The organism is Devosia sp. Leaf420 (assembly GCF_001425445.1).
Classification (GTDB): domain Bacteria; phylum Pseudomonadota; class Alphaproteobacteria; order Rhizobiales; family Devosiaceae; genus Devosia.
Genome location: NZ_LMQU01000012.1, coordinates 283,756 through 301,044, shown reverse-complemented (window position 1 = coordinate 301,044; position 17,289 = coordinate 283,756). Strand labels below are relative to the sequence as shown.

17 protein-coding genes are annotated in these 17,289 nt (G+C 60.4%); 12 read left to right on the top strand and 5 right to left on the bottom strand.

The genetic code is table 11. The annotated features are described in order from the left end of the window. Positions 1–84 precede the first annotated feature (84 nt). The 11 genes from ASG47_RS14750 to ASG47_RS14710 all read left to right on the top strand — a co-directional run bounded on the left by ASG47_RS14750 (position 85) and on the right by ASG47_RS14710 (position 12,767). The gene (locus ASG47_RS14750; RefSeq protein WP_061910338.1) at positions 85–855 is read left to right on the top strand and encodes a FadR/GntR family transcriptional regulator; all 771 of its coding nucleotides are present in this window, start codon (positions 85–87) and stop codon (positions 853–855) included. A gap of 85 nt (positions 856–940) precedes the next feature. Next, positions 941–3,334, top strand: coding sequence for a methyl-accepting chemotaxis protein (locus ASG47_RS14745; RefSeq protein ID WP_061910336.1), 2,394 nt, complete (start codon positions 941–943; stop codon positions 3,332–3,334). 201 nt (positions 3,335–3,535) lie between these two features. Further along, complete coding sequence (locus tag ASG47_RS14740) at positions 3,536–3,802, top strand: hypothetical protein (protein ID WP_156464121.1); 267 nt, start codon at positions 3,536–3,538, stop codon at positions 3,800–3,802. Positions 3,803–3,864: 62 nt separating this feature from the next. Continuing rightward, positions 3,865–4,524 carry a hypothetical protein gene (locus ASG47_RS14735; RefSeq protein WP_061910332.1) on the top strand — a complete coding sequence of 220 codons (660 nt, stop codon included), beginning with the start codon at positions 3,865–3,867 and terminating at the stop codon, positions 4,522–4,524. A gap of 127 nt (positions 4,525–4,651) precedes the next feature. Then, entirely contained in the window at positions 4,652–7,975 is a 3,324-nt protein-coding gene (locus tag ASG47_RS14730; protein ID WP_061910330.1) for a DUF2126 domain-containing protein, read from the top strand. 4 nt (positions 7,976–7,979) lie between these two features. After that, positions 7,980–10,391, top strand: a complete 2,412-nt coding sequence (locus ASG47_RS14725) for a circularly permuted type 2 ATP-grasp protein (RefSeq protein WP_061910328.1) — start codon at positions 7,980–7,982, stop codon at positions 10,389–10,391. Between the two features lie 3 nt (positions 10,392–10,394). Further along, positions 10,395–11,273 carry a transglutaminase family protein gene (locus ASG47_RS14720; protein ID WP_061910326.1) on the top strand — a complete coding sequence of 293 codons (879 nt, stop codon included), beginning with the start codon at positions 10,395–10,397 and terminating at the stop codon, positions 11,271–11,273. A 111-nt stretch (positions 11,274–11,384) separates the two neighbouring features. Continuing rightward, positions 11,385–11,552 (top strand): hypothetical protein, encoded by a 168-nt coding sequence (locus ASG47_RS20730; RefSeq protein ID WP_156352215.1) that lies wholly within the window; start codon positions 11,385–11,387, stop codon positions 11,550–11,552. 89 nt (positions 11,553–11,641) lie between these two features. After that, a complete protein-coding gene (locus ASG47_RS20410) occupies positions 11,642–11,800 on the top strand; it encodes a DUF3309 family protein (protein ID WP_082461306.1) in 159 nt (52 codons plus the stop codon). Positions 11,801–11,979: 179 nt separating this feature from the next. Then, positions 11,980–12,330 (top strand): DUF883 family protein, encoded by a 351-nt coding sequence (locus ASG47_RS14715; protein WP_061910324.1) that lies wholly within the window; start codon positions 11,980–11,982, stop codon positions 12,328–12,330. Then, on the top strand, positions 12,330–12,767 hold the full coding sequence (locus ASG47_RS14710) for a phage holin family protein (RefSeq protein ID WP_061910322.1): 438 nt from the start codon (positions 12,330–12,332) through the stop codon (positions 12,765–12,767). Before ASG47_RS14715 ends, ASG47_RS14710 begins: the two co-directional genes overlap by 1 nt. 19 nt (positions 12,768–12,786) lie before the next feature. On the opposite strand, the gene ASG47_RS14705 is transcribed toward ASG47_RS14710, so the two are convergent. From ASG47_RS14705 to ASG47_RS14695, 3 genes are all read right to left on the bottom strand, one after another. After that, on the bottom strand, positions 12,787–13,692 hold the full coding sequence (locus tag ASG47_RS14705) for a diacylglycerol/lipid kinase family protein (protein ID WP_061910320.1): 906 nt from the start codon (positions 13,690–13,692) through the stop codon (positions 12,787–12,789). 4 nt (positions 13,693–13,696) lie between these two features. Continuing rightward, positions 13,697–14,950, bottom strand: coding sequence for a sensor histidine kinase (locus ASG47_RS14700; protein WP_244484284.1), 1,254 nt, complete (start codon positions 14,948–14,950; stop codon positions 13,697–13,699). Between the two features lie 254 nt (positions 14,951–15,204). Beyond that, positions 15,205–15,960: a Crp/Fnr family transcriptional regulator gene (locus ASG47_RS14695; RefSeq protein ID WP_061910316.1), complete on the bottom strand. Its 756-nt coding sequence runs from the start codon at positions 15,958–15,960 to the stop codon at positions 15,205–15,207. 42 nt (positions 15,961–16,002) lie between these two features. Here ASG47_RS14695 and ASG47_RS14690 point away from each other — a divergent pair, with 42 nt between their 5' ends. Then, positions 16,003–16,461, top strand: coding sequence for a hypothetical protein (locus ASG47_RS14690; RefSeq protein WP_156352214.1), 459 nt, complete (start codon positions 16,003–16,005; stop codon positions 16,459–16,461). Here the strand turns inward: ASG47_RS14690 and ASG47_RS14685 are convergent. Together ASG47_RS14685 and ASG47_RS14680 are read right to left on the bottom strand one after the other, a co-directional pair. Beyond that, on the bottom strand, positions 16,458–17,012 hold the full coding sequence (locus tag ASG47_RS14685; RefSeq protein ID WP_061910312.1) for an RNA polymerase sigma factor: 555 nt from the start codon (positions 17,010–17,012) through the stop codon (positions 16,458–16,460). The genes ASG47_RS14690 and ASG47_RS14685 overlap by 4 nt on opposite strands. Positions 17,013–17,016: 4 nt before the next feature. After that, the gene (locus ASG47_RS14680) at positions 17,017–17,226 is read right to left on the bottom strand and encodes a NepR family anti-sigma factor (RefSeq protein ID WP_061910310.1); all 210 of its coding nucleotides are present in this window, start codon (positions 17,224–17,226) and stop codon (positions 17,017–17,019) included. Positions 17,227–17,289: the final 63 nt, after the last annotated feature.

The window sequence follows — 17,289 nt, the reverse complement described above, 5'->3', positions numbered from 1 at the left end:
ATGACAACGAGGCGACTCCCCGCCAAAAACCAGCCGAAAAACGGCACGCGGGAGTCAAAGGTATCAGATACCTTGGGAGGCTTCATGGGTGTGTTGAGTGATGAGGCGCGCGCCGATCACACGAGCGCGGCAAGCGCTGTGGCCGATCACCTTGCGCAGGAGATTCTGGGCGAGCTGACGCCGGGCCAAAGCCTCCCCAGCGAAGCCGAATTGGCCGAGCGTTATTCGGTCAGCCGGCTGACGATTCGCGAGGCCGTAAAACTCCTTGCTGGCCGCGGACTTTTGGAGCTTTCGCGCGGTCGAAAAGCCGTCGTCCGCGAGCCCGATGGCTCCGCCTTTTCCGACTTCCTGACGAGCATCGTCCGCACCGATCCAAAGGGGCTTTTCGATCTCGTTGAGGTACGTCTGTCATTGGAGGTCCAATCGGCGACGCTCGCCGCAAAACGTGCCAATCGCGCTGGCATCGTCGCCATTGAAAGCGCCCTGCAGGGCATGCGCGACGCCCTCGGTGATTCCAACGAGTTCGCAGATGAGGCCGCTGAAATCCGCTTCCACGCATCCGACTTCGGTTTTCACGAAGCGGTAGCCTTAGCGAGCGGTAACCGTGTTTTGGGATATTTGTTCGAGGCCATGGCCACGCCCCTCCGCGAGGGATTCTTCATCAGCCAGCGCGGCCACGTCGATCGCGGGCACACACCCCACGACACCATCGCCGCCCATCAGCGCATTCTCGATTGCATTCGCGAAGGCAATGGCCGCGCCGCTGCAGAAGCGATGCGCCTCCATCTCCGCGATACCGAGCGCGACATCCGCAAAGTCGTCTCGAAAATGGGGCAGTCCGCCGCCCGTCGCTGATGAGCCTAACCTACATTAACCGAGTTTTGATCATGATTGCGCACAGTGTCCATGGCAATTCAGCCTGCAAACATGTGTCGCTCTCGTGTTCCATCTATCTAAAACCATCTCGGGTAAGCTTTTACTTGTCTCGGGCGTCTCGATAGCGGCGATTCTGTCCGTCTACACCGCCTTCAATGTTTGGTCCGCCAAGACGCGCACCGAAGATCAGGTGATGACCCTCGCCGCCGAAACCGCGGCCAATGTCGCCAATCAGGTGGCGGTGAAACTGTCGGTCGCGACCTCCGCCGGCGCCGCCCTCTCCGCTAGCATCTCGGGATATGAAACCGACGGCGCCAAGCTGCGCACCGACGTGATCGCCCTCCTCCGTCAAGTCGCCCCGCAATATGATTTCGTCTTCGGGTCGTGGATGATGGAGCTGCCCGGCGCCACCTCGCCGCGGGTTCTGACCGGCACCGAAGGCACCAATGCCGACGGCCTCTTCACGGCCTATTGGACCAAGAACGCGACCGGCGCGATGGAATTCTCGACCTGGTCCGTCAAACCCGATTCCGAATATTACACCGCCCCGCTCCAGACCAAGCAGCCGGTCATCACCTCGCCCTATCTGTCCAATGAGAACGAGCTGCTGACTTCGGTCTCCGTTCCCGTGATGGTGAACAATGAGATGGTCGGGATCACCGGCGTCGACATCAAGCTCAGCGACCTCACCTCCGTCCTATCCGAACTTCACCCCTTCGGCGTCGGGCAGGTGATGCTGGTCGCGAGCAATGGCAATTGGCTTGCCCATCCTGATTCGACCAAGCTCATTACCGCCTATGCCGATCAAGGTGCTGATCTCGTCACCGAGGCCCTCACCAAGGGCACCATGCAGGTCATCCGCGATATGCCCGATGGCTCGGTCCGCCTCGTCTATCCCTTCACAGCGCCGGGGATGAACAAGACCTGGGCCGCCGTGCTCGATATTCCTGCCTCCGTTTTCCAGAACCCGGTCTGGCAACAGATCCAGGTCGCCATCATCGCCGGCGCGTTGATCCTGCTCGTCAGCCTCGGCGTCATCCTCATCACCTCGCTGGCCATCGTCCGTCGCCCGATCGCACGTCTCTCGAGCACCATGGATCAACTGTCGAAGGGCAATCTCGACGTTGCGGTGCGCGATACGGAACGCAATGACGAAATGGGCGTCATGGCGCGCACAGTGGAAGTTTTCCGCGAGAACGCCATGAAGGTGCGGGATATGAGCCAGGCCGAAGCGGTTCGCATCGTTGCCGACGAGCAGGCCCGCCGCAAGATGATGAGCGAGCTGCAAAACGCCTTCGGCCATGTCGTCGATTCCGCAATTGCCGGCGATTTTTCGAAGCGCGTCGATGCCCAATTCCCCGATACCGAACTGAACGCCTTGGCCAATTCGGTCAATTCTCTCGTCGAAACGGTCGATCGTGGGCTCGATGAAACCGGCAAGGTTCTGGCTTCGCTTGCCGAAACCAACCTGACCCAGCGCGTTCAGGGCAACTATCAGGGCGCCTTCGCCAAGCTCAAGAATGACACCAATGCCGTCGCTGAAAAGCTGACCGATATCGTCGGCCAGTTGCGCCGCACCTCGCGCGGCGTCCGCTCGGCAACCGGTGAAATCCTTGCCGGCGCAAACGACCTCTCCGAGCGGACCACCAAGCAAGCCGCGACCATCGAAGAGACCTCGGCCACCATGGAACAGTTGGCAGCCACCGTGCTGACCAATGCCAAGAAGGCCGAAGACGCCAATACCAAGTCGCAAGCCGTCTCCCACACCGCCGAAGAAGGCGGAGCGGTCATGCGTCAGGCGACCGACGCCATGGCAAAGATCACGACGTCTTCGTCCAAGATCTCCAATATCATCGGCCTCATCGATGACATCGCCTTCCAGACCAATCTGCTCGCGCTAAACGCCTCCGTCGAAGCGGCACGCGCCGGTGACGCCGGCAAGGGCTTTGCCGTGGTCGCCGTCGAAGTGCGTCGCCTCGCTCAGTCCGCCGCGAGCGCCTCGTCGGACGTCAAGGCCTTGATCGAACAGAGCGCCAAGGAAGTCTCTGGCGGCTCCAAGCTCGTCGCCGACGCCGCCGCCAAGCTTGAGGCAATCCTGACTGGCATCCGCGAAAACAGCCTCGTCATGGAAGGCATTGCCCGCGACAGTCGCGAGCAGGCCTCCTCGATCGAGGAAGTCAATGTCGCCGTCCGGCAGATGGACGAGATGACACAACACAACGCCGCGCTCGTCGAAGAAACCAATGCTGCAATCGAGCAGACCGAAGGCCAAGCCTCCGAGCTCGATCGGATCGTCGATATCTTCATCCTCGAAGACCACCACCCCGCCGCCCGCGCGTCCGCAAGCCCGGCGCCGGCCCTAGGCATCAAGACGATCCAACGCAAGGTCCAGCAGGCGGCCAAGACCTACATGACCCGCGGCAACACCGCCGTCGCCGAAGACTGGAGCGAGTTCTAAGCCTCCCTCCCCATCCTGCTGATAAAAACACAAGGGCGCCCGGAAAATCCGTTGGCGCCCTTGGTGTTTTTGCGTCCCCTGGAGCGACCTACTAGACCATTGCGAAGGCTCGCCCATCGACCTGACCACAGGTGTCAGGTCGATGTCAGGCGGCCCATGGTACGATTCGCCCGTTCCAAAACAGAACCCAAGGACGCTCTCATGATGAAGTCAGCAACCGTGGCCATTGCCATGGCCCTCCTCGCCACCTCAGGCGCCTATGCGGATCCTGAAAACAACAATCGGGGCGGTAGCAAGCAGTACGAATTGCTCGACGGAACGACTTTCACCAATGCCGGCGAGATGATCCAGCACCTGCGCGATCGCGACAATGGCTACGCCTCGGGCAACCCCAAGGACATCGTCGACGCCTATCCCGAAGAATTCGAAAATGTTGGCGACCTGATCCACTCCAAGCGCGTGGATTGAAGCAAAGAGGCGGCCCCAGTCGCCGCCTCGCCTCTACCTTCCCACACATTGCGAGATGAACAATGCCCGGATCGGCGCACCGCTACACGCTGCCCACATCGGTCGGCAGGCCTGACCAATGGTCGTTCACCTGGGCCCTGTCCGACGATGTCGCCTTTGCCTCATGCTGCGACTTTTGCGGCCAGGCGAACCAGCGTCTGACCTACGAAATCCGTCGCGACTCCGACCTGCGCTGGGTGTGTCAGCGCTGCGCCGGACGTTACAGCTTTGGCGCCATGCTCGATCAATTGACGCTCACCGCCAGCGATGCGCACGTCCATCTCAACGGCCTGACCATGCGCATCAAGCAACAGACCTGCCATGATATCATCCGCAAGGCTGTGGCCGGCAGTGGCGACACAGCCACTCTCGAAATCTCCCTCTATTTCGATCGTAATCTGCAGCTTTCCCCACGCCACGCAGCCCTGCTCTTTGCGCTTCTCGACGAAGTTGATCCCGGCATTGATAAGCGGATTTTCGAAATCCAGCTCCGCAGTCAGGCTCACCAGCGCGAATATGGTGATCTCGACAGCGCCGCCCGCAAGCTGGTCTGGCCAGCACTGACGCCGCAACAACAAAAGCGCATCACCGCTTTGGGCTTTGCGCCAAGATCGCTCTCGCAGAGGGGACCAAACTCGCAAACCCGAGCACCCCACCACGCTGCCTTGCAACTGCCGGGCTGACTATTTGCCCTCGACCCCGTTGTCGACATCGGCTTGTGCACGCCGCCTATCCAAGTCCCCAAATCACCGCTAAGCTCTCTTCCGGGAAGTCTAAAATCTGTGGCTATTGAGCGAGCGTTTCAGCCGAATGTCGATCAAAGCCGCAATCTATCATCTGACGCATTATAAGTACGACCGGCCCGTCTTCCTGCAGCCTCAGATCATCCGGCTCCAACCCGCTCCCCATTCCAAGACCAAGGTTCTGAGCCATTCGCTCCGGGTCTCGCCCAACCTCCACTTCGTGAACACGCAGCAGGATCCCTACGGCAATTTCCTAACCCGTTTCGTCTTCCCCGAACCGGTGACCGAACTCAAGATCGAGGTCGATCTCGTCGCCGATATGACGATCTACAATCCCTTCGACTTCTTCGTCGAAGAGTCGGCCGAGACATGGCCGTTCGACTATCCAGAAGACGTTCGGGCCGATCTCGCAATTTATCGCCAGCCCGAGCCGCTGACCCCGGCAGTCTCGAAATTCATCGACGCGATCGACAAGCGTCCGCGCAACACGGTGAACTTCGTCACCGATCTCAATGCCAGCCTGCAGCAATCAGTCGATTACATCGTGCGCCTCGAGCCCGGCGTCTGGACACCAGAAGAAACGCTCGTCAACGCCAGGGGGTCGTGCCGTGATTCAAGCTGGCTGCTGGTAAACGTCCTCCGCCATCTCGGCTTCGCCGCCCGCTTCGTCTCCGGCTACCTGATCCAGCTCAAGCCGGACCTCGTCTCGCTCGATGGTCCCGCCGGCACCGACCATGATTTCACCGACCTCCATGCCTGGTGCGAAGTCTATCTTCCTGGCGCCGGCTGGATCGGCCTCGACCCCACCTCCGGCCTTCTCACCGGCGAAAGCCATATCCCCCTCGCCGCGACCCCGCATTATCGCAATGCGGCGCCGATTTCGGGCTTCGCCTCCTATGCCGAGGTCGATTTCGCCTTCGACATGAAGGTGACGCGGGTCGCCGAGCATCCGCGCATCACAAAACCCTTCTCGGACGAAAGTTGGAACGAACTCAATGCCTTGGGGCATCAGGTCGATTCTCTTCTGAAGGCTGATGACGTGCGCCTCACCATGGGCGGCGAACCTACTTTCGTCTCCATCGACGATTTCGAGGCCGACGAGTGGAATGCCGGCGCGGTCGGCCCCACCAAGCGCCGCCTCGCCGACACCTTGATCCGCCGGCTCCGCACCCGCTTCGCGCCCAATGGCATGATCCATCACGGCCAGGGAAAGTGGTATCCGGGCGAAACGCTCCCCCGCTGGACCTTCTCTCTCTTCTGGCGCCTCGACGGCAAACCGATCTGGTCCGACGAAAGCTTCATCGCCGAGGAAGGCAAGGACTATGGCGTCACCCCGGCCGACGCCGAGGCTCTGAGCAAGGCCATAGCTCAAAATCTCGGTCTGACCACCGACACGGTCTCACCCGCCTATGAAGACCCGGGCGAATGGCTCCTCAAGGAAGCCAAGCTTCCCGAAAACGTCGACCCCGCAAATTCCAAACTCGCCGATGCCGAAGAGCGTGCCCGCATGGCCACGGTCTTTGATCGTGGCCTCACCAACCCAACCGGCTATGTCTTCCCGGTCCAGCGCTGGAATGCCGCGGCCACCGGTCGCCGCTGGGTCACCGAACAATGGAAAACCCGCCGCGGCAAACTCTATCTCGTGCCCGGTGACAGCGCCGCGGGGTACCGCCTCCCCCTCGGCAGTCTCGACCATATTCCCCCGACATCTTATCCCCATGTCGTGCCCGCCGATCCCGGCGAAGTTCGGCCTCCACTGGCAGAGCCCGAAGCGATTTTGGAGCGCCTCCACGCCCAGCCCACCGCGTCTTTCACCGAAACACCCTTAAGCACGGCTCAACGGCAACGGAATGCTAACGAAATCAACTCCGATGTGCGCACCGCGCTAACGGTCGAAGTGCGCGAAGGCCGCCTCTGCGTCTTCCTGCCGCCCGTGGCCGACGCCGACGACTATCTCGATCTTATCACCGCCACCGAAGCGGCCGCCAAGGCAATCAAAAAGCCAGTCCACATCGAGGGTTACCCCCCTCCATTCGACCCGCGCCTAAACGTTATCCGCGTCGCCCCCGACCCCGGCGTCATCGAAGTCAACATCCACCCAGCCGCCAACTGGGACGATTGCGTCGCAACCACCACCGCCATCTACGACGAAGCCCGAAACTGCCGGCTCGGCGCCGATAAATTCATGATCGACGGCAAACACACCGGCACCGGCGGCGGCAACCACGTCGTCGTGGGCGGCGCTACGCCGGCGGACAGTCCGTTCCTGAGACGCCCGGATTTGCTGAAGTCTTTGATCCTTCACTGGCAGCGCCATCCCTCGATGAGCTACCTATTCTCAGGCCTCTTCATCGGCCCGACGAGCCAGGCCCCCCGCTTCGACGAAGCCCGCCACGACAGCCTCTACGAACTCGAAATCGCCATGGCCGACGTGCCCTCGCCCGATCTCGGCACCACCCCGCCCTGGCTCGTCGACCGCCTCTTCCGCAATCTCTTGACCGATGTTACCGGCAACACGCATCGCTCAGAGATTTGTATCGACAAGCTTTTTTCGCCTGACGGCCCCACCGGCCGCCTCGGCCTCGTCGAATTCCGCGGCTTCGAAATGCCGCCGAACGCGCGCATGAGCCTTGCCCAGCAATTGCTCATCCGCGCCCTCATCGCCCACTATTGGAAGAACCCGCTGGAAGGCGAGTTCACGCGCTGGGGTACGACGCTCCACGATCGCTTCATGCTCCCCCACTTCGTCTGGCAGGACTTCCTCGGCATCCTCGCCGACCTTGACCGCGCCGGCTTCAAGTTCGACCCAAAATGGTTCGAAGCCCAGCTCGAATTCCGCTTCCCCTTCTGCGGCGAAGTCGAATCGAACGGGGTAAAACTCGAACTCCGCCAAGCCCTTGAGCCCTGGCACGTCATGGGCGAACAAGGCGCCATCGGCGGCACCGTCCGCTATGTGGATAGTTCGGTCGAACGCCTCCAGGTCAAGCTCACAGCCCCAAATCCCGGCCGCTATCTCGTCACCTGCAACGAGCGCTCTGCCCCACTCGCCGCCACCGGCGAAGCCGGCACGTCTGTCGCCGGCGTCCGCTTCAAAGCCTGGCAACCGGCCTCCGGCATGCACCCCACCATGCCGGTCCACGCGCCGCTGGTCTTCGATATCTACGACATCTGGACCAAGCGCGCGATCGGCGGCTGCGTCTATCACGTCGCCCATCCGGGTGGCCGCAACTACGAGACTTTCCCCGTCAATGGCAACGAAGCCGAGGCGCGGCGGCTTGCGCGCTTCGTGCCGCACAATTATACGCCGGGCAATTATTTGTATCGCCCGGAACGGCCAACGGATGAATTCCCGCTGACGCTCGACTTGCGGCGCCCTCCACGGGTCACGTAACGCCATGAGAAAGCGGAGTCAGAACACCCGCACGACGCCGCCCGCCGGCCCGAGCATCATCAGGGATTACGCCCTTTTGCCGGGCGTGCCTGATGAAATGCTTGATGCATCAGGTGCCCTGCGTCCCGGGTGGGACAAGCTCATGGCGGCCTTCGATGCACTCGGGCCCGCGGAGCTTTCAGCCCGCTTCGAGCGCGCTGACCAATATCTGCGCGACGCTGGTGTATTTTACCGCAAGTATGATGGCGCCGAAGGGAAGGAGCGCGCCTGGCCCTTGGCGCATATTCCTCTCCTCATTCACGAAGCGGAATGGCAGACCATCTCGACCGGCCTGACCCAGCGCGCCGAACTCTTGGAGAAGATCGTCGCCGACATCTACGGCGACAATCGCCTCGTACAGGAAGGCCTGCTGCCGCCTGAACTGGTTGCTCAAAACGGCGAGTTCCTGCGCCCCCTCGTCGGGGTCAAGCCAACGAGCGGTCACTTCCTCCACTTCTGCGCTTTTGAACTCGGCCGTGGGCCGGATGGCGCCTGGTGGGTCCTTGGCGATCGCATGCAAGCGCCGTCTGGCGCTGGCTTCGCGCTCGAAAACCGCGTGGCTACCACTCGCGCGCTGTCCGATATCTATGGCGAGATGAACATCCAGCGCTTGGCCGGGTTCTTCCGTGATTTCCGTGATCATCTCTTTGCACAGGCCAAGCGCGATGGCGGCCGTGTCGGCATCCTGACACCCGGCCAGCTCAACGAAACCTATTTCGAACACGCCTATATCGCGCGCTATCTCGGTCTGATGCTGCTCGAAGGCGAGGATCTCGTTGTCGAGAACGGCCAAGTCATGGTGCGAACGGTTGCGGGCCTCAAGCCCGTCAGCGTCCTCTGGCGGCGTATGGATTCGAGCTTCGTCGATCCTCTGGAACTGCGCTACGATAGCCGCATCGGCACTCCGGGCATGGTCGAAGCCGTGCGCTCCGGCTCCATTTCCATGATCAATGGCCTCGGCACCGGCATCCTAGAAACCCGCGCTCTCTCCGCCTTCATGCCGCGGCTCTGCGAGCATCTTTTGGGCGCAGGCCTCCAACTTCCCGAGATTGCGACCTGGTGGTGCGGCCAGCGTTCCGAGCGTGACTTCGTCCTCGATAATTTCGATAATCTCATGCTTGGGCCGGCTTTCGCCACGACCTTGCCCTTTGACGATCTGCGCGGCACCGCGCTCGGCTCCAGCATGACGGCTGAGCAAAAGACCCTGCTCCGCCAGCGCATCGCCGAGAATGGCCGCCACTATGTCGGTCAGGAGCCCGTGCAGCTTTCGACTGCGCCCGTCTATGTCGATGGCAAGCTCGAACCGCGGCCGATTACACTTCGCGTCTTCGCGTCCCGCACCGAGCGCGGGTGGACGCTGATGCCCGGCGGCTTCGCGCGCGTCGGATCGACCCCCGATACAACTGCCCTTGCCATGCAGCGCGGTGGTCAGGCAGCCGACGTCTGGGTCGTGTCATCGTCGCCGGTAGAACAGATTTCGCTATTGCCGCAGGAAGGAGACCGCCTGGTCCGCAATTCCGCCGGCAGCCTCCCGAGCCGAGCTGCGGATAATCTGATCTGGCTTGGCCGCTATGCCGAACGCTGCGAAGCGACAGTCCGCATTCTGCGCGCCTACAATGCCCGCCTCGCCGAGTTGTCAAAGCCCGATCTGCCGATCCTGACCCATTGCGCCGCTTTCCTCGACAGCATCGATGTCGATGCGTCCGAGGCAATGCCACAGGGCTTGCTGGTGTCGATCAACAGTGCGGTGCACAGCGCCGGCCAGATCCGCGACCGTTTTTCGCCCGATGGCTGGCTGGCCCTCAACGATCTGCAAAAGACTGCCCAACGCTTTGCGACGCGCATTCAAGGCGGCGATGACGCAACGCGTGCCATGACCGTGATCCTGCGCAAGCTTGCCGGCTTTTCCGGCCTTGTGCATGAAAACATGTATCGCTTCGCCGGCTGGCGCTTCCTCGAAATCGGGCGCCGCCTGGAGCGCGCCATTCAAACGGCGCGCATTGCTAGCGCCCTCTCGGGCGACGATGCGCCCGATGGCTCGCTCGAGATGCTGCTCGAGATCGGCGATAGCGTCATGTCACATCGCCGGCGCTATTCGGTAACGGCCGGAACGCAAAGCGCGATCGACCTTTTGGTCCTCGACCCGCTCAACCCGCGTTCGGTCCTGTTCCAGCTGACCGAGCTTCGCACCCAATTGGAGGAGTTGCCTGGCGGCATTCGGGATGGGCAACTCTCGACAGTTGCCAAGGCGGCGCTTGAGCTACAGACCCGCCTCATCATTGCCGAACCTGAAGCCATTACGCCTGAGGTTCTCGAAAACATCGCCAATGAAATCGGCATGCTCGCTGGTCTCATCGCCGCGCATTACTTCACCTGACCCATGCTCTACGACCTCCGCCTGACCCTCACTTATGATTATGATGCGCCGGTGCATGGTGGGCGCCATCACATCCGCGTCGCGCCGTCCTCGGTGCCTGGGCACCAGCGGGTCATCGCCTCATCGCTCTCGTTCTTCCCGAAGCCACAGCGCGCGACGAGTTTCATCGACTTCTTCGGCAATATGGTCAGCGATGTCAGCTTCGTTGAGCCGCACGAGAAATTCGAAGTTCGCCTTACGGCGCGGGTTCAGGTTGAAGATCATGTCGAGCGAAGTGACGTTTCCCCCACAATGGATCAGCTTGCCTTAGAGGTTGAACGCTACTGGTCCGTCCAACCCGACAGCCCGCAGCATTTCCTTGCGGCCTCCCCACGAGTGCAACTGGCTCCCGACATCAAGGACTATGCAAGCGCTCAGTCAGCGCATGCCGACACCGTCCTTGGCAAAGCCATGGCCCTTTGCCTCGCCATACATAGGGATTTCGAATACGACCCCAAAGCGACTGACGTCGAAACCAAGCCAGCCGAGGCCTTTGTCCTCAAAAAAGGCGTCTGCCAGGATTTCGCACATGTCATGATCGCCGGGCTTCGTGGATTGGGAGTACCAGCCGGCTATGTCTCGGGCTTCCTCCGCACCCTCCCCCCACCTGGAAAAGCACGCCTCGAAGGAGCCGATGCCATGCACGCCTGGGTTCGCGTCTGGTGTGGCACGACCATGGGTTGGGTTGAGTTCGACCCGACCAATGCCATGATGGCTGGCGGCGATCATATCGCCATTGGTCACGGTCGCGACTATGCCGACGTCTCTCCGATTGTCGGCGTTTTGCGCACCCACGGTTCGCACGAAACGCGCCAATCGGTGGACGTCATTCGCATCGAATAGATACCGGGCAGCGCGCTGGAACCAATTCACAGCATTGCCGTTTCTTTGTCACGATGCCCATGACGGGCAATGACCACGAGTTCCCGCGCTGGCGGGTCGCTGGAGGCAAAGATGACTCAGGCTGAAATTCGCGCTCTGGAACATGCTGGACGTTCCTCGATGGCTTGGCCAAACGAGGGTTACGACGAACCAAGCCACGCCAACGACGTTTTCCGCGCTCTGATCCCTGCAGCCTTCATTCTGGCTGCCGCCGCAGCACTCATGGTCGCACTTTTCTAATTCCGAATTGGCGGGAATGTCCGCCGATATCAGCGCTTCGTCTGGGTCGATCAAGCGCTGATCAAGCCGTTTAGATCGAGGAGGGTTTCATGGGTCTCGGCACTATTCTCATTATCATTCTTATTCTGCTTCTGGTCGGCGCACTGCCGAGCTGGGGCTATTCGCGCGGTTTCGGTTACGGCCCGTCCGGCATCTTGGGTGTCGTGCTCGTGGTTGTGCTGATCCTCGTGCTGATGGGCCGGATTTAGCAGCAACGAAATAGGCACTTGTCCCCTAGACCTGTGTCTTTGCGAACCGAAGGACGCCCCCCTTTCGGTCTCGCTTTGCCCCGATGCACTCTGTGCATTGGGGCTTTCTCTTTTAGGACCACAGGCCGGAACCGGGAGGAGGTTGCCGCGTTTTCACCTGTGATAAACAGGAGTTTCCCATGGCATCCACCACCGATATGGCACCCGCCGCTGCCCGCAAGGGCGCCCGCGTTTCCGAAAAGACCCGCGAGCAGGAACTTGAGGCACAGGTTGCCCAGCTTCAGGACGATCTCAAGTCCATCGGCGAGACGCTGCGCAAACTGACCGGCGAAAAGGCCGGCGAAGTCCGCGACATCGCCGAAACCGAATTCCGCCAGCTCAAGCGCCGTGGCCGTCATATGGTCGAGGAGGCCCAGGACCAGGCGGGGGAGTACGAGCAGCAGCTCAAGGACACCATCCGCGAAAAGCCGCTAACCTCCGTCGCAACGGCTCTCGGCGTCGGCTTCGTTCTGGCCCTGTTGACTCGCTGATGTTCAACCTGCTCATGCCCCTCGCCGGGCTTCTCGGCCTTGAGGTCGAGGGGCTCGGGCAGCGTCTCAAGGGTCTTGCAGTTGTCTACGCGGTTATTATGGTTTTCGGCGCCATTGGCGTCGGATTCCTGATTGCAGCAGGATATATCGCGCTCGCAGCGTCGGTCGGGCCTCTCTACGCCTCGCTGATCTTTGCTGGCGGGTTTCTGGCCATCGCGCTGATCACCTTGATCGGTTTCTCGATGGCTGAAGCAGGCCGTAAAAGGCGCATTGTCGAAAAGCGGCGCTCCAGCGACACTGGTGCGTTCCTGACGACGGCAGCCCTGACCGCTCTGCCACTGCTCGCCCGTTCGCCTTTGCTTTTGAAGCTCGGCATCCCGGCAGCAGCTATAGCCGCGGTTGCACTCCTGAGAGATCGCAACGACCACAACTCGTGACGGGAAACCGTCGCGAGTTTTAGCTTTCTGCTTTCGGCAGAATGACGCGCAGCGCCTGGGGCACCGCCTTCAAGATTACCTTCCGATCCAGATCGATCAATTCGCCATCGATCACGGCCTGCGCATCTTTTTTGCGCTTCGGAAAATGCAGCTCGAGCTGGGTGCACTCCAGCTCCGTCACCTGCGGATTGTTGCGCCAACGGCCCAACAGCACATCTATAGCGAGCCCAATGAGTTCACCCGTGGTCACTGGTGCGGCGAAGTAGACACCCAGGCGCCCGCTATCGAGTTGCCCAGCCACCGGTACAGGCCCATCATCGAGCGGATTGTTCGAAACCGCGATCCCAGAAACGGTTCGGCTGTGTTTGCCGGTACTGTCGGTGTACTCCACGTCGAATTTCGGCGGGTTTGCTGCCGCGGCCGCAATCGCTCGCAGGCTTGCCAACATTTTGCCGACGCGGCTTCGGTAAACCATGCCATTGCGGATCCTCACGAGCCGCGGGTGAATACCGACGCTAAACTGATGGACGAAAGGCTGTTGGTTGGCAGTCGCTATATCGACCGATCCAACGGTTCCCTGCGCAATCGCGTGCACCGCGCGGTGAATATCCTGGGGCACACCCAAAGTGCGCGCAAAAAGGTTCATTGTGCCCGCCGGCAATAGTCCCAAAACCTTATTTTCTTTGAGAGCGAGAGCCGCGGCGGTCGAAATTGTCCCGTCACCGCCAGCTGCGATGATCGCCTCGACCGTGTAGCTGGTGGCTAGGTTTTCAAGGGTCGAAACCACCTCATCGCCATTGACGATCTGGCAGTCGAATTCATGCCCGGCAGCCGCAAAAGCGTCCTTAGCCTCAGCGCAAAATTCTTCGAGGTTCATGGTGCGTAATGTGCCGCTGTCGCGATTGAAGACGGCGGCTAAATGCATGAATCTACTCCGCCGCCGCGTGGGTCGGCGCTTGAACGAGCGCGGGCATCGCCACCACTACGGTGACGCCATTACCCGGCTCACTCGTATAGATCGGTTCCCCACCAAACTGGCTGGACAACTGCTTGATGATGACCGAGCCCAGCCCACCCTCTTCCTTGCCCTCGGGTAGGCCGACACCCGTATCGCGCACCGTCAATGTCGGCACACCCGCATCATTGCGGAAAAGGGCAACTTCGACATGCCCCTTCCGTCCATCGGGGAAGGCATGCTTGAGGGCGTTAGTGACGAACTCACCAACCAGAATGCCCAACGTGGTCGCGTCCCGTGAGCTCACTTCGATCGGATCGATCTTGCCTTCGATGGTGATGCGCTCGGAATCGGATTGAGTGATTGATATATCTTCGAGGACTGCGCTCAAGAACTCCTCGGCGCTCGCCGATTCCATGTCATCGCCCAAGCGAAGGCGACGATGAGCCGACGCAATGGCGTGCACGCGAAGCCTTGCCGCCTCGAGGGCCACACGCACTTCTTCCGACCGTGTCCGCATCAACTGCAAGGCAAGAAGCGAAGAAACAGTGGCCAGTGAGTTGCCAATGCGGTGGCTGGTATCCTGCAGCAGCGCTTCCACGCGCTGCCGTTCACGCTCCGCATGCGCTCGCGCATCGTCGATCGCGCGCGTCCGCTCGGCCACCTCGGCTTCAAGCGCTTCGTTCTGGTTTATCAGCCCGCGGTTGCGCTGCGCCATCGAACTAACCTGCTTCTGCGTCCGCGACATCAAAGCATAGCCAAGGCACACCGCTGCCGCCAAAGCAGCGATGATCGTCCCCACCAGCCACAAGCGCGACTGATCGATAGCGTCATTACGCACGGCAAGCTTCTGATTTTCCTCGCCGATGAAGGCTTCGAGCGTATCGCGCACTTCACCCATCATCCGCGCGCCCATGCCGGTATCGGTCAGCGTCTGCGCCTCTTCCTGACGCTCCGTTGCGACGAGCTGCACCACCCGTTCCATCTCGGCCATCTTGCCCGCGATGTCGCCCGTTATGCTCCGCACACGAGCTGTCTGCGCCGGATCGTCAGCTGCCATATCCAGAAGCGAGGAAACATAGGTGTCGATCTGAGCGGCGGCAGTGCGGTATGGGACCAGAAATTGGCGGTCGCGCGTCAGCATATAGCCGCGCTGGCTGGCTTCAGCCTCTCCTATGATGTTGATGAGTTGCCGGGCCTTGTCACGCACAGCGTAAGTCTCGGTCATATCGCTCAACTGGCGTTCCATCCCCTGCATGAGCAAGAGCGAAACGATGGCAGCGAGAAAAACAAGGCAAAGGGAAGACCAGACAGCAATGCGTCGGGCAGTGCGATGTCCGAGTAATGGCACAACTGTGCTGTTGGGTTCTTGTCCCACCGTTATCATCCAAGCCATCCTGGCCGACTCTTGTCGCTGGACGGAGACCTATTGTAGGTCCACCGCGTGCCATGCGGCAATGGCAGCATTGAGGCTGCAATCATTTAGATCAGTGGCCTTGTGATTTCTCTGGGGGCATCCCAATCGGCGAGCTCTTGCAGACCTTCTGGATCGATGATTTCGCAACTCCGATCCAACCACCGGATGAGATCTTTCTCCGCTAGTTTGCGCAGCGTCTTATTCGTGTGCACGATAGAGAGGCCAAGTGTATCTGCGACATGCTGCTGGGTCAGTGGTACATGCAGCACCTTGTCGGTAACTGGCCCAAGTGTTGCGGCGCGGTTGTGAAGAAATGCCAGCAGATAAGCCGCCCGCTCGACCGCCGTTCTCCGGCCAACACTGAGAAGGTGTTCGTCAAGCATCCGCTCTTCCCGCGCCGCCAGCCAGGTGACGTCAAAGCCAAGCCCGGCGTGGGCCTCGAAAAGCTCGTTCAGCTTATCGCGCTGGAACACGCAGAGGATGACGGGCGTCAAGGCCTCGACCGAATGCTCCATTTCGCCCAACACGGACCCCTGTAGTCCAAGCAAATCGCCGGGGAGCAGATAATTCAAAATCTGACGGCGACCATCTGGCAGCGTCTTGAACCTGAAAGCCCAGCCGGAAAGCACCGTGTAGAGATGCGGACTGTGATTGCCTTCCGAAAGGATAGCCGATCCAGTTTCGGCAACCAGTTCGCCCCGCTTGAAACTCGACACGAATTTGAGCTCTGGTTCGGTAAAGTCGCGGAATGCTGGCAAGCCGCGCAGTGGGCATTGTTCGCAGGGCACCCTTCTCCCGGTGCTGGGAAGGACGAGATTCAAGGGAAATCCTGAACGTTATGACGCTGGCGGAATAACGCGGGCGTGATCCGCCACGTTCCGATGCGTATGTCTTTTTTAAATGACGGCCTACCGGCCAAGGAACACAAGGATTGTCCCATCCAGCAAGGAAAACGCCGAATGCTCAAAGGCCAAACGGCGCTTATCGTTGAGGCTCAATACCTCATTGCGCTGGACATTCAGGCGACCCTTGAAGACCTCTCTTCGCCACGCGTTTTGATCGCGCAAGACCCCGCATTCATTGAGGAGCTGGCGGTCCCGTTCAGCGAAATAGGCCTCGCCATCGTCGAGATCGAACGCAACCTGCCGAGCAATCTTCAACTGATTGGCGATCTCGTGCGGCAGGGTATTCCGGTGATTGGCGTCACCGCCGATCAGGACTTGCGGAAGAGCATTAACTGGCTCTCCGGCGTGCCGCTATTGTTCAAGCCGACACCGTCCGAAAGCATGATCGATGCCATCCGGACGGTGATTGTAGCTTAGAAGGAGTGGTTGGTGGTGGTCACCTGGGCCGAAACAGCGTCCGGACCATAGTCGGATTCACCGCTGATCTTCAGCATCTCTTGCAGGCGTGAGCGTGCGCGGCTGACGCGGCTTTTCATAGTGCCAACGGCGCAATCGCAGATCTCTGCCGCTTCTTCATATGAGAAGCCTGACGCACCAATGAGAATGATTGCTTCACGCTGATCATCCGGCAGCTGACCTAGCGCCTTCTTGAAATCCTGAAGGTCCATCGAGCCATATTGCGATGGGTGCACCGACAACCGCTCGGTGAATGCACCATCGGTATCCTGCACTTCGCGCCCGCGCTTACGCATCTGGCTATAAAACTCGTTGCGCAGAATGGTGAAAAGCCACGCCTTGATATTCGTTCCCATCTCAAAGCTGGACTGCTTAGCCCACGCCTTCATGACGGTGTCCTGCACCAGATCGTCAGCTTTATCGTGCTTGCCGGTCAAGGACACGGCAAAAGCACGGAGGCTCGGCAATGTGGACAGCATTTCGCGCTTGAACGACGTCGTCTCTGTCGCCATTCGCTTATTCTCCGCCCTGCGAAGATTGCTTGGCATGTGCCTGTTCGGCACTATCCAGTTTTTCGAGTAGATCGAGCAACTGATCAGGCACGCCCTCTTCCTGCACTGCGCCATAGAGCGCGCGCAGACGCGAGCCAATATCTGATGTCGGCCCAAGGCCATCATCCGGCTGCTGCCGCATGTTTTGTTGGCCCACCAATGTGTCGTTCTTCATGCCCTGACTCTACCCAAGCTTCGGAAGCGGTCCCGCTAATCAGAGAAAATTCGTCTGGATAAA

Coding starts and splice junctions, on each gene's coding strand:
- ASG47_RS14705 (WP_061910320.1), bottom strand. CDS start 13,692: ATGCATTTAGCCGCCGTCTTCAATCGCGACAGCGGCACATTACGCACC.
- ASG47_RS14710 (WP_061910322.1), top strand. CDS start 12,330: ATGTTCAACCTGCTCATGCCCCTCGCCGGGCTTCTCGGCCTTGAGGTC.
- ASG47_RS14720 (WP_061910326.1), top strand. CDS start 10,395: ATGCTCTACGACCTCCGCCTGACCCTCACTTATGATTATGATGCGCCG.
- ASG47_RS20730 (WP_156352215.1), top strand. CDS start 11,385: ATGACTCAGGCTGAAATTCGCGCTCTGGAACATGCTGGACGTTCCTCG.
- ASG47_RS14685 (WP_061910312.1), bottom strand. CDS start 17,012: ATGGCGACAGAGACGACGTCGTTCAAGCGCGAAATGCTGTCCACATTG.
- ASG47_RS20410 (WP_082461306.1), top strand. CDS start 11,642: ATGGGTCTCGGCACTATTCTCATTATCATTCTTATTCTGCTTCTGGTC.
- ASG47_RS14725 (WP_061910328.1), top strand. CDS start 7,980: ATGAGAAAGCGGAGTCAGAACACCCGCACGACGCCGCCCGCCGGCCCG.
- ASG47_RS14680 (WP_061910310.1), bottom strand. CDS start 17,226: ATGAAGAACGACACATTGGTGGGCCAACAAAACATGCGGCAGCAGCCG.
- ASG47_RS14735 (WP_061910332.1), top strand. CDS start 3,865: ATGCCCGGATCGGCGCACCGCTACACGCTGCCCACATCGGTCGGCAGG.
- ASG47_RS14700 (WP_244484284.1), bottom strand. CDS start 14,950: ATGACCGAGACTTACGCTGTGCGTGACAAGGCCCGGCAACTCATCAAC.
- ASG47_RS14750 (WP_061910338.1), top strand. CDS start 85: ATGGGTGTGTTGAGTGATGAGGCGCGCGCCGATCACACGAGCGCGGCA.
- ASG47_RS14715 (WP_061910324.1), top strand. CDS start 11,980: ATGGCATCCACCACCGATATGGCACCCGCCGCTGCCCGCAAGGGCGCC.
- ASG47_RS14740 (WP_156464121.1), top strand. CDS start 3,536: ATGATGAAGTCAGCAACCGTGGCCATTGCCATGGCCCTCCTCGCCACC.
- ASG47_RS14730 (WP_061910330.1), top strand. CDS start 4,652: ATGTCGATCAAAGCCGCAATCTATCATCTGACGCATTATAAGTACGAC.